At 56.5% G+C, this 11,968-nt stretch carries 11 protein-coding genes and 2 pseudogenes; 7 read left to right on the forward strand and 6 right to left on the reverse strand.

The annotated features are described in order from the left end of the window. Positions 1–146 precede the first annotated feature (146 nt). Complete coding sequence (locus tag AC1DPR_RS24140) at positions 147–770, reverse strand: response regulator transcription factor (protein WP_018859103.1); 624 nt, start codon at positions 768–770, stop codon at positions 147–149. After that, positions 767–2,668 (reverse strand): PAS domain-containing sensor histidine kinase, encoded by a 1,902-nt coding sequence (locus AC1DPR_RS24145; RefSeq protein WP_018859102.1) that lies wholly within the window; start codon positions 2,666–2,668, stop codon positions 767–769. The genes AC1DPR_RS24140 and AC1DPR_RS24145 overlap by 4 nt, the downstream gene beginning before the upstream one ends. A 424-nt stretch (positions 2,669–3,092) precedes the next feature. On the opposite strand from AC1DPR_RS24145, the gene AC1DPR_RS24150 reads away from it, so the two are divergent. The 6 genes from AC1DPR_RS24150 to AC1DPR_RS24175 all read left to right on the forward strand — a co-directional run bounded on the left by AC1DPR_RS24150 (position 3,093) and on the right by AC1DPR_RS24175 (position 8,561). Beyond that, positions 3,093–4,067 carry an alpha/beta fold hydrolase gene (locus AC1DPR_RS24150; protein ID WP_477817269.1) on the forward strand — a complete coding sequence of 325 codons (975 nt, stop codon included), beginning with the start codon at positions 3,093–3,095 and terminating at the stop codon, positions 4,065–4,067. 94 nt (positions 4,068–4,161) lie between these two features. Further along, positions 4,162–4,791, forward strand: coding sequence for a pyridoxamine 5'-phosphate oxidase family protein (locus AC1DPR_RS24155; RefSeq protein WP_018860349.1), 630 nt, complete (start codon positions 4,162–4,164; stop codon positions 4,789–4,791). Next, positions 4,791–5,261, forward strand: coding sequence for a nuclear transport factor 2 family protein (locus AC1DPR_RS24160; protein WP_018860350.1), 471 nt, complete (start codon positions 4,791–4,793; stop codon positions 5,259–5,261). The genes AC1DPR_RS24155 and AC1DPR_RS24160 overlap by 1 nt, the downstream gene beginning before the upstream one ends. Before the next feature lie 12 nt (positions 5,262–5,273). After that, on the forward strand, positions 5,274–6,125 hold the full coding sequence (locus AC1DPR_RS24165; protein ID WP_018860351.1) for an alpha/beta fold hydrolase: 852 nt from the start codon (positions 5,274–5,276) through the stop codon (positions 6,123–6,125). A gap of 89 nt (positions 6,126–6,214) precedes the next feature. Next, positions 6,215–7,033, forward strand: coding sequence for a GNAT family N-acetyltransferase (locus AC1DPR_RS24170; protein WP_018860352.1), 819 nt, complete (start codon positions 6,215–6,217; stop codon positions 7,031–7,033). Between the two features lie 523 nt (positions 7,034–7,556). Then, positions 7,557–8,561: a DUF2332 domain-containing protein gene (locus AC1DPR_RS24175; RefSeq protein ID WP_477817270.1), complete on the forward strand. Its 1,005-nt coding sequence runs from the start codon at positions 7,557–7,559 to the stop codon at positions 8,559–8,561. A gap of 96 nt (positions 8,562–8,657) precedes the next feature. Here AC1DPR_RS24175 and AC1DPR_RS24180 read toward each other — a convergent pair whose 3' ends face one another. Then, the gene (locus AC1DPR_RS24180) at positions 8,658–9,581 is read right to left on the reverse strand and encodes a LysR family transcriptional regulator (protein ID WP_477817271.1); all 924 of its coding nucleotides are present in this window, start codon (positions 9,579–9,581) and stop codon (positions 8,658–8,660) included. A 177-nt stretch (positions 9,582–9,758) separates the two neighbouring features. Here AC1DPR_RS24180 and AC1DPR_RS24185 point away from each other — a divergent pair, with 177 nt between their 5' ends. Further along, positions 9,759–10,577, forward strand: a complete 819-nt coding sequence (locus tag AC1DPR_RS24185; RefSeq protein ID WP_018860357.1) for an alpha/beta fold hydrolase — start codon at positions 9,759–9,761, stop codon at positions 10,575–10,577. 266 nt (positions 10,578–10,843) lie between these two features. Here AC1DPR_RS24185 and AC1DPR_RS24190 read toward each other — a convergent pair. The 3 genes and pseudogenes from AC1DPR_RS24190 to AC1DPR_RS24200 form a co-directional block, all read right to left on the reverse strand. After that, positions 10,844–11,256, reverse strand: a pseudogene (locus tag AC1DPR_RS24190) (PIN domain-containing protein). Beyond that, a pseudogene (locus AC1DPR_RS24195) lies at positions 11,253–11,506 on the reverse strand (FitA-like ribbon-helix-helix domain-containing protein). The pseudogenes AC1DPR_RS24190 and AC1DPR_RS24195 overlap by 4 nt, the downstream one beginning before the upstream one ends. Positions 11,507–11,731: 225 nt before the next feature. Then, positions 11,732–11,968, reverse strand: a 237-nt coding sequence (locus AC1DPR_RS24200) for an EAL domain-containing protein (protein WP_477817272.1), incomplete at its 5' end; no start/stop codon positions are given.

An 11,968-nucleotide genomic window follows, 5' to 3' on the forward strand; every position in this document is an offset into this window, starting at 1 on the left:
AGGAAAAAGCGTGAGCCCAAGAATTCACGGGGCCGGTGGCGGACTGGCAGCTTACGGCGTCCTCGACGAGATCATTCAATCGCCACCAGTTGAGGAAAGACCGCGGCCCCTTCAGTCTATCCCACGTTCTTTCCTAGAGCTTAATTTCAGCCCTCGAGAATTCTCGCGATCCTAACCAGATCTGCAACTGAGGATGCGTGCATTTTCCGCATCATGTGGCCGCGATGAAGCTTCACGGTGGCCTCGGCGAGTTGAACCTCAGCGGCGATCTGCTTGTTCAGCTTCCCGGCAACAACCAAAGTCATAATCTGCCGCTCGCGATCGGTGAGTTTGGAATACCTCAGGCGCACTGCTGCCGTTTGATTTGCCTCTTCCCGTCGGGCGCTATCACTCGCCAAAGCGCGGTTCACGGCTTCGAGCAGGTCCTGTTCGCGTACTGGCTTGGTAAGGACATCGATTGCTCCGGCCTTCATGGCGCGGACAGCCATCGCCACGTCGACATGAGCACTTATCAGCACGACAGACCTGGGGTGTCGGCTTTTCGCGAGCGCCTCTTGAAACTCCAGTCCGCTTTGACCCGGCAGGCGAATATCCAGAACAATGCAGCCAGCCCGATCCGGATCATCCGCAGCAAGAAACTCTGTCACCGAACCATGGGTTTCGGCGGTCAATTCGACAGATTCAAAAAGCCCTCTCAGAGCTTCGCGGACACTTTCGTCATCATCGATGATGATGACGGTCGGCCGGCCTCTTTTGCGATCATCCATCATACGGCGCCTGTATCCTCCGCCCTTGGCAAGGTGAATGAGAACACTGATCCTCCCCCATTTTCCGCCTCTGAAGCCCAGATCCGGCCACCATGCGCTTCGACGATGGAGCGGCAAATCGACAAGCCCATTCCGATACCATCGGCCTTCGTGCTGTAGAATGCTTCGAAAATCCGATCCAACTCACCGACCGGTACCCCACGGCCTGTATCCGAGATACTCACGATTACACGCTGTTTCTGAACCGCACATCTGATGGCGATGCGCTTTGCCCTTGGCGAAGCTGTCATCGCTTCAGCGCTGTTCATGACCAGGTTGAGAACAACCTGTTGCAGTTGCGTCCGGTCTCCTACGACTTCGATAGGCAATTCCCCCATATCGAGGCCGACCTCTATCTCACGCCTTTGCAGTTCGCCCGTCAAAAGACTCAACACCTCATGCAGGGCACCTTGTAAATCCGTCTGCTCCATTCGCGCTGGTGATTTCTGAGCCATTGCGCGGATACTCGTGATAATATCGCCCGCGCGATGTCCGTCCCGAACAACCCTTTCGGCGGCCATCCGCGCCTGCTCCAGATCAGTGTGGCCCGGTTGCAGCCAGCGCAGACATGTGCCAGCACTCGTGACGATTGCCATCAGTGGCTGGTTGACTTCATGGGCAATCGAAACGGCAAGCTCCCCTGTGGCCGTCATCCGCGTCACGTGCGCGAGGTCACTCTGGCTCTGCCGCAGGGACTCTTCAGCCCGCTTGCGATCCTCGATATCAACGACGACGCCGTACCATCTCACAACATTTCCGTCTGCATCCAACAGCGGGCTTTGTCGCAAGTTGAACCATCGATATTCGCCATCGGCGCGTCTGATACGAGCATCGACCGGGCGACTTATTTTCGAAGCAACAATCTCGTCCCATGCCGCACGCATCGGCTCGACGTCATCAGGATGAAACATGCGATAGAAGCCGAAGCCGACAATTTCATCAAAAGGCATACCGACATAATCGATCAAGTTGCGATTGAAATATTCAAGCCGTCCATCCGGGGTGCAGGACCAGGCCATCGCGGGTATGGTGTTGATGATAAGATTCAGCTTATGCTCACTTTCCCTGAGAGCAGCTTCGCTGTCCCGGAGAGCAATCTCCGCACGTTGTAGGTCTTCGATATCGATATTGCAGCCGAACCAACGCACGATTCCGTTGGCATCAACCAGCTTGCGGCCCGCGAAATAGAACCAGCGGTAGTTGCCGTCGGCTCCGCGGATGCGTCCCTTCAGAACGGTGTGGTCGGAATGCTCAAGGTCTCTCTTCCAAATGTCCACCATGCTTGGGATATCGTCAGGATGATATAAGTCCAAAAAACCCCATTCGAGGATTTGATCAGCGGGGCGACCTGCGTAGTCCAACCAGCTTTTATTGACAAAATCCGCGCTGCCATCCGGTCTTGCAGACCATACGAGAACCGGAAGCGAATTGATGATCAGGCTGAGGTTCTCTTCGCTGGCCGCAAGTGCAGTCTTGGTTTCCTTCAATGCGTTTTCGGCCTGCTTGCGGTCTTCGATATCCAGGACGACGCCATACCATCTTGTGACATTTCCTTCGGCGTCGAGCCGAGGTTTCTGCCGAAGCGTGCACCAGCGATATTGGCCATCTGCGCGCTTGAGCCTCCCCACGACCTCTCTGGCAGTCTTCGAGGCCATGATAGCATGCCATTCAGAAGCGAGATGTGCCGTGTCGTCAGGGTGAAACAACTTGTAGAAGCCCTCTCCGGAAATTTCCTCAAGCGGCGCACCGATAAATTCGAGAAAATGCTGGTTGGCAAAATCCAGCATGCCTTCCGAGGTTGCTGACCACACCATGGCGGGGATCAGGTCGATAATGGGATCGGTTTCCGGCTCTCGTTCCACAACCCTCTCCGTTCAGAGTTCGGGACGACTTCCTGTCAGGAAATGTAGAAGGATGGTCAATCGTCCGCCGGAAATAGTTACGGGATTTCTGCGGGTTGCGTAAGGACAAATCAATAGACGAAGGTCTAGGACGGCAATGCCATTGTCTAGTTGCGAGTGACCTAGATCGCAATTGAGCGCAGTCGAAAACCAGCCTACTCCTATCCATCGAGGCGCTTAATTAACGACGACGACGACGGCCGGTCCGCCCGCGCGTTCATACCCAAGATTTACGTGCATCGAATTCCACACAACTGACACGTCCGACCTGCGGCTGTCGCCGCCGGTACGTTGTTTATCGCGGGCGATTGCTCGGCAAGTACGGCCAAAGCAACCCTCATTCAGAACCAATTTTCGTTTCATCTCGACTTATGAGGAGACTATCATGCGTAGCTTGATTATGTGCCTGATGCTGGCGACCGCCAGCATGACTGCCGCAACAGTTGTGTCCGCGTGTCCCGCGCAGGCCACGACAGATGTTCGCGAGGCTCCGGTTCCCATCCACTACCGAACTGCAAAGATCGATGGCCTCGATATCTTCTACCGGGAAGCCGGTCCGGCCGACGCTCCGGTCGTGCTGCTGCTTCATGGCTTTCCCACATCGTCTCATATGTTCCGGAATCTGATTCCGCTTCTTGCAGACCGGTACCATGTCGTCGCGCCGGATTATCCGGGCTACGGGCAAAGCGCCACTCCCGATCGCAGTACGTATGCCTATACGTTTGCCGCGACCGCCGACATCGTCGACAAGCTAATGGTTCGTCTGGAGGCCAAGAGCTACGCGATGTACGTCATGGATTATGGCGCGCCCGTCGGCTATCGCCTGGCGCTGAAGCATCCGGAACGGGTCAGCGGTCTGATCGTCCAGAACGGCAATGCCTATGATGAAGGACTGAAGGAATTCTGGGATCCCATCAAGACCTACTGGTCCGATGGATCAGCAAAGAGCCGCGAAGCGCTCTCCGGCTTGCTCACGCTCGAAACCACCAAGTTCCAGTACACCGACGGCATGGAAGACGTGTCGCGCATTAGCCCGGACAACTGGGTTCACGACCAAGCCCTTCTGGATCGCCCTGGGAACAAGGACATCCAGCTCGATATGCTGTACGATTACCGAACCAACGTGCCGCTATATCCTGACTTCCAACGTTTCTTTCGTGAGCGCAAGCCACCCACGCTCATCGTCTGGGGCAAGAACGATTTTATCTTTCCCGAGGCAGGCGCTCATCCTTACCTCAAGGATCTACCAGATGCAGAAATCCATATCCTGAACTCAGGTCATTTTTTGCTCGAAGAAAAGCTGGATGTCGCTGCTCCCCTTATCAACGACTTCCTGGATCGCAACGTCGCCAAGAAGTGACTAGCCATGGTCGCCGGCGGTGTGACCGAAGCTCCGCCAAATCGAGGTCGCACCGCTGAATAGCGGATACTATATTTCGAATTTGGGAGCACCCATGCCTTACCATTTTTTGGAAGTTGCAATCACTCCGAATGTGCGGCAGGCCCAAGCTGAAATGGGTGCTGATCAGATATGGTTAGGCGAGCACCATTGCGCGTCTGATAGTTTCACCGAGAGTGAACTTGCCTTCATCGCGGCACGAGACAGCTTCTATATCGCCTCCGTGTCGGAAACCAACTGGCCCTATGTTCAGCATCGCGGTGGACCGCAGGGCTTTCTCAAAGCCGTCGACAACAAGACGCTGGCTTTCGCCGACTACCGGGGTAACCGCCAATATATCAGCACCGGCAACTTTGTCGCAAACGACCGGGCCTGTCTGTTTTTAGTCGATTATCCGCGACGCGCCCGTCTCAAGATCTATATGCATGTCGAGACGCTGGCACTCGATGCCGACCCGGCACTGACCGACCTTGTTTTCGATGCTGGCTACCGGGCGAGGGCCGAGCAGATTTTACGGCTACGCCTGGAGGCTTTCGACTGGAATTGCCCTCAGCACATCACCCCCCGCTACACCGAAGGCGAGGTGGAGAAAGCGGTGACACCGTTGCGCGAGCGTTTGGGTCAACTGGAATCGGAAAATACAGAGCTGCGTGCCCGGCTCGCCGCCGCCTTGGGAGAAAAATAATGGACGCCACAAGACCACCTTTGCCTCCGTTTTCAACGGCTTCAGCAACAGAAAAGGTTCGACTTGCCGAGGATGGCTGGAATAGTAGCAACCCCGAAAAGGTAGCGCTGGCCTATAGCAAGGACAGCCAGTGGCGCAACCGCTCGGAATTTGTAACCGGCCGCGAAGCGATCGTTGGCTTTCTAACCCGGAAATGGCAACGCGAGCTCGAATATCGACTGATCAAGGAGCTTTGGGCCTTTACCGACAATCGCATCGCGGTTCGCTTTGCCTATGAATGGCATGACGACAGCGGTAGTTGGTTTCGGTCATACGGGAACGAAAATTGGGAGTTCGGAGCCGATGGRCTCATGCAAAAACGCTTCGCTTGCATCAACGATTTGCCGATCCTTGCCGCGGATCGACGCTTCCACTGGCCGCTTGGCCGGCGACCGGATGAACACCCCTGCCTCAGCGATTTTAGCTTTTAAAGCGAGGACAAGATGAGGCGTTCGACCTACCACCGCATCAATATCGACGGTTGCGAGATGTTCTATCGGCAAGCCGGGGAGCCAACAAAACCGATCCTGCTGTTGCTGCACGGTTTTCCGTCTTCAAGCCACATGTTTCGTGATCTCATGCCACTGCTCGCCGATCGGTTCCACTTGATCGCGCCGGATATACCGGGGTTCGGTCAGTCACAGGCGCCCTCGCGTGAAAATTTCGCCTACACCTTCGACAATCTTGCCCACTGCATAAAAAGGTTCATTGAGGTTTTGGGCTTCGAGCGATTTACGCTCTACGCTTTCGATATCGGTGCACCGATCGGCTTTCGCATCGCGATGGAGTATCCCGAGCGGGTGACCGCGATTATCTCCCAAAATGGCAATGCCTACGAAGAAGGGTTGAGCGACGTCTGGAACCCGATAAAGCGATACTGGTCCGAGCCGACGGAGGCCAATCGGGACGAACTACGGGAAATCATGAGACCTCCCGCCATTCGTTGGCAATACGAACACGGCGTTTCCGACTTATCAACGGTGTCTCCCGACGGGTATTCGCTCGATGCCTTCTTCATGGCGCGCCCGGACGCTGAAGAAATCCAGCTCGACATTGCACTCGATTACGCGAGCAATGTCGCCCTATATCCGATGTTCCAACGCTATTTACGCCAGAACCAGCCGAAGTTTTTGGCTATCTGGGGCGACAAGGATCCATTCTTTCTACCTGCCGGCGCAGAAGCCTTCAAACGGGACCTGCCGAATGCCGAGATTCGCTTCGTCGATACAGGGCATTTTGCACTAGAGACGCATGCCTTTGAAGTCGCCGCTGCGATCGTGAATTTCCTCACATAGCTGCCGTTGCAGTAGCCGGCGTTCGTCCCCAGCCTGGCCTAACCGCGGCGCCTCCTCGCTGTCTTATCGAAATTTTCTAGGACACTGCCATGGATCGTCTAATAAACTCGCGCCAACTTGTGCCCGAAGAAGATATCATTGAGGTGAGAGCATTTGTTGACCTGTTCATGATCGCACCGCAGACGGTCGTGGACGAGGCTGAGTTTTGTTGCATGCAGCTGGGTGCAGGTTGCGCAATATCGCTGCCCTCAGCGCCCGCAATTGGTCTCAACCGCATTCTTGGTCTTGCCGCACTCGATGACGTCGAAAAGGCCTACGAATGGATGACCAAAAAGACAGGCCGCCGCTATTTGCAAATGAACACCGACGTCGTTCCTCTTCAGGTGCTCGATTGGATAAGGACACGAGGCCTGTTTCCTGAGGGGAACGGWTGGGCAAAGCTGCGACGAGCTGCTCCAGCCGCTCCGCTCGCCCACGCTGGAGAAGTCACGACCCGAGAGGTAAATATAGACGAAGCCGAAATTTTCGGTTCGATGATGTGTGCCGGATTTAACTTTCCAGTAGAGCTGATACCGCTCTGGTCTGCAATCGTCGGGAAAGAAGGTTGGACTTGCTTTTTCGCTGAGCTAGGCGGCAAGCCGATAGCGACAGGTGCGATGTACGCGTCAGGCAACTTTGCATGGCTCGGCGGCGGCGCGACAGTTCCCGAGTTTCGTAATCGAGGCGCGCAGAAGGCTCTTATTGCTGCGCGTCTAAATCATGGCGCCCGTCAGGGCGTCCAGACATTCGTCGTCGAAACCGCCCAGCCGTCGGCCCAAGAGCCGAACATCTCTCACGCGAATCTCATCGCAACCGGATTTGAACAGATTTACTCGAGAGTGAACTACCGATTTACGGATGCTTCATAAGATGCGTCCAGCACCATGGCTCTGAGCCTCGAGTTGCTGCTTTCTTTCAAGTTGTCGTGCTTGGCGGACGAGCGCTTCGAATTCGGAAAGAACGTTGTCCTCTTCTAAATCCAATTATGCACCCACACCGTCCTCGATGACCGAGCGTTACGCGTGTTGAACGGTTGTCGCGCACTTATCCTCGGCGACACCATCCGAGCGGTCGCCGTTGCCGTAACTTCGGTCTCCGACCGCGATCGCCGTCTGAGTGTCCGCAGGATTAGAAGCAGTTGCCACTACAGCCTGCAAAAATTCGCCTGCCGCCGACTTGAGTCGTCCCGCCAACTGCGCAGCAAGTCTGGCGATCACATCAGGTAGGAAACCTCCTTTTCGAAGAACCTGGAGTTTTTGCATCGGCGATCTTTTAGCCGGCGGGCCTTTGCCTTGCGCATCCGAAGTCCATATTTGCCTGCAATTAGATCCTAAGACCGTGTACTGTGCCAAACGTCGAAATCGAGGGTCAGCGGACATGGACGAGGAGGGCTTGGCGGAGATCTCAGCCTGGTATGTTCGCTTCGCCGATGCAGAAGCCCTCGGCCGTTCGCCGCTCTACGAGGCGTTAGCTCGTGCGGTTGCTGGGGACCGGGAGACCCTCGGCTTCCTATCGACTCTCCCGGACATGAAAAGGCAACCGAACCTTCTGCTTGCGGCGGTGCGTCACCTGTTCGGCACGCCGACGGGCTGGACCGAGTTCCGACGGGTGCTCCTGGCCCATCCCGACGCTGTTCGTTCGCTGATGCTCGAGCGTTCGACACAAACCAACGAACCAGGAAGGTGCGCTTCGCTACTCCCCGTCCTGGCGCGATTGCCACAGCCGCTGGCGCTCCTCGAAGTCGGGACCTCCGCAGGGCTCTGCCTCATGCCCGACCTCTATGGCTACGACTACGGCCACAAGGCGATCCGCGCACCCGTGATGGCCTTGGAGCCGCCCGTGTTCCGCTGCTCCGCCAGCGAGATGACCCCATTGCCGACGGCCGCACCACATGTCGTCTGGCGGGCGGGGTTGGACCTGAGTCCGATCGATGCGTCAGATCCTGCGCAAGTCGCATGGCTTGAGACGCTGGTCTGGCCAGAGCAGACGGAACGGCTTGCCAATCTGCAGGCCGCCGTGAAAATCGCCGCCACGGTCAAGCCACGGATCGTGAAGGGTGACCTGCGCGGGAGCGAGTTCGTTCGGCTCTGCAGCGAAGCTCCAAAGGACGCCACCCTTGTCGTCTTTCACACGGCCGTTCTCGACTACATCTCCGACCTCGCAGACAGAGAGGCTTTCGCCGAACAGGCGATGCGTCTCGCTCCGTATTGGGTATCGAACGAGTTCCCCCGCGCATTCCCGTCCATCGCCACGCGAGCAGGAACAAGCTGGCCACCCGGGCGCTTCCTCCTATCTGTGAACCGCTCTCCTGTAGCCTGGACCGACCCGCATGGAGCTTCGCTCACATGGATCGCAGACGAGCTCAAGGGCCCGGCCGATGCAGAGCATTTGCGCTAAAGCTTGCTCAGGGCGGGCCCTCCCGAATGGCCGGAACGTTCGGCCAAAAATTCGCGAGCACGCCAAGAAGAAGAAATCGCATGAGCTTGATCTCTGCTATGGAACTTCGGCATAGCGGATGATGCTCTGATTTTGTACGTTGGCGACTAATTCATCAGAACGAGACAAAAATCGGCGGAGCAAAGGTGAGGAATTTGAATCGTTGTATCCTAAGGTGAGATCAATTGTCGGAGGCGCACCCTCTAGCGCTCTAGCGACGACATTTGGCGTCAGCATATTTTGCGCATAAAGCGGAATAAGCGTTATTCCACCGGTAGACACGACGAGCGACATTGCTGAAGGTAGGCCGTCACCCTCGTACTCTGCCTTGAGGGTGATCCCGACGTTCGACGCGTAGTCTTGGATCACGGATTGCAATACGGGAGAAATTCTGGCCGAACTGACGTAAGTTTCGCGGGCAAGGTCCTGCGGCCGGATCTTTTTGCGCGACGTCAAGCGATGGTCCGCCGGCAGTACGGCGATCAGTGGCTCCTTGGCTAAAAACTTGAAGGACACACCAACACTCTGCGTCTCGGGGCGAAGGAAAGCGACGTCCAGCTTGCCACGCATCAGTGCCAGAGCAAGGTCCGGGGAAGACTCACTGGACAGTATGATTTCAACCTCCGGCGCTTCCTCACGAATAATGCGCAATGCGTGCGGTAGCCACACGACCTCTTGTCCTGCGAGAAAACCGATAGCGAACGACTGCTTTTCCGGTCGTTCTGCCCGCCGAGCCCCTTCCGCAGCCGCCTCGACTTGCAATAACGCCAGCCGCGCGTGATCAAGAAACACTTTACCGGCGGCGGTAAGCGTCACGCCGCGCGGCTGCCGTTCCAGCAGTTTTACACCGATTTCGGTTTCCAGATCGCGAATTTGCCTGCTGAGTGAGGGCTGGGAGGTGTGTAGCCGCCGCTCGGCTGCGGTCAGTAAGCTTCCCTCCTCGGCAACAGCAACAAAATAGCGCAAATGCCTCAGTTCCATCGGGTCCTCGCTATACCTTTAAGGCATAGCTCGAACGTACAAGGTATTTGTCTTTGATAGAAGGAGATTTAATTAACGTCGCAATTTTCGGATATAATCGAACGCGCCTCACCGGAGGTATTTCGCAATCAACTGTGTCCAAAAAGGAATGTTTAACAGGGCAAATGGAGCGACACGATGCCTACAATCACGACCACGGACGGCGTAAACATCTTCTACAAGGACTGGGGCTCAGGCCAGCCGATCGTTTTCAGCCACGGCTGGCCGCTGTCGGCTGATGACTGGGACGCCCAGATGACCTTCTTCCTTCGCCAGGGCTACCGGGTGATCGCCCACGACCGGCGCGGCCACGGCCGGTCCGACCAGCCCGGCACCGGCAACGACATGGACCACTGGGTTGCCGACCTCGCGGCCCTGACCGAGCACCTCAACCTGCGTGACGCGATCCACATCGGCCACTCCACAGGTGGCGGTGAGGTGGCTCGCTATGTCGCCCGCCACCCGGAACGCGTCGCGAAGGCGGTACTGGTCGCCTCCCTGACCCCGAACATGTACCGGAGCGAGGAAAACCCGTCCGGTCAGCCGCCGGAGTGGTTTGAAGCGATCCGCGCGGGCGTGCTGGGCAATCGGTCGCAGTTCTTCCGGTTCGTCCCTGAGAACCCGTTCTACGGTTACAATCTCGACGGAGCCGAGCCTTCGGAGGCGATCATTGCGAACTGGTGGCGCCAGGGCATGGCCGGTGGTGCCCTGGCTCACTACGCGACTGTCGACTCTTGGCTGGAAGATTATACCGAAGACCTCAAGAAGATCACCGTGCCGGTGTTGGTGATGCATGGTGAGGCCGATCAAGTCGTCCCCTTTGCAAGTTCCGTGCCGCGTGCGGTCGACCTGCTCAAGAACGGGTCGCTGAAGACCTATCCTGGCTACCCCCATGGCATGCTGACCACACATGCAGATGTCCTCAACCCCGACCTGCTCGCGTTCATCAGGTCTTGACGACATCGACCGGACCGCGGCCTTCACCCAACGTCGGCCGGACGATCTGTCACCCGGCAGTGCCGGGTGACACCTGCCGCCATCGACATGCCCGCATGGCTGGCGTTGCTGTCGTCTTTGAGTTTTATGGCGCTCAGCTCGATGGCGGCTTTTGGGACACTGACCATAGTGTCTGAACGGCTGAGATCGGGGCGCAAAGCTGTTATTGCCCGAGGCATCTTGGTCTTAAAGGGAATAGAACGGGTTCCCCCGAGGCTACGGCATCTCTATCGAAGCCATGGATTAATAACTTTCAATCCAACGGCTTCGAAGGTGCTTGTATCGCGTGTTGTAACCGAAAGGCCGTTGGCCGCTGCTGTGGCTGCAATATATAGATCCGCCTTAGCGATAGCCTTTCCGGATACTCGAGCGCGCACCATCAGTTCCGAGTAAACTGCGACGTTGCGAGATCGAAGGGGAGCATACGCGCGGAAAAATGCGGGAGCACTTCACCTTCGAGAGGATCGTGAAGAATGGTTTGCCGTTTGCCCGGGGGCTGCGATACCGAAACGAAGTTCAGCGAACGTTACGGCAAAAAGAAAAGCGTTTCAATTGCTTGTGCATCCAACCAAGCGATCACGGTCTGGTCAGGAACTGGCTTCCAAGGCTCCGATATCACATTGGTGTCAAGCAGGATCATTCGAAAGTCATCGGTTCTACAGGTGTCTCATCGCGATTCTGCTGCAGAGCTTCGACGTCCAAATTGGAGAGGTGCGTCGCGCCCAATGCCCGCTAATAGCGAGCCCAGCTTAATGCGTTCAGAAGGGCGAACCGCCGCCTCGATAATGTCACGAATTTCGGCCTCGGTGCTGCGTCCGTGATGAGCCGCGCGTACGCGTGGGCCGCGATGTGTTTCATCAGAAATATTGTGAATTAGTAATTGCCGGCATCGAAATCACCTAACCATGATTGATGACACTGATATCAACAAACATAAAATGACGTTTCTATCCAAGCATAATTTGTGTCGCTGCCCGTGACCTGCGCGGCGCCGCCGTTGTTGATGACTGCATCACTGGCCGCGGTCGGCGCGCGCCGTCGGCACTCAAATACGCAGATTTTGTTTTCCAGCCTGCGAGATATCTACTGCCGAAGTGCGCTCGGCCGCATGTGACTTATCTCCTCACCGTTTTTTGCCCGGCGTTGCGCTTTTCATAGAATGTAATGAATTCTTCGAACGGGAGGGCTTTCGAGTATAGCCAACCTTGCCCGAACTGAACGCCGGACTGACGCAGGATCGTTTCCTGTTCAGCTGTTTCGATACCTTCCGCGACCATCTTGAGTTTCAGGCTATGGGCCATCTCGATGATATGAGGTGTAACCAGGCTTGTCGCGGCATTCCGACCGATAGC

The sequence above is a fragment of the Rhizobium sp. 01T417 genome (assembly GCF_056398905.1).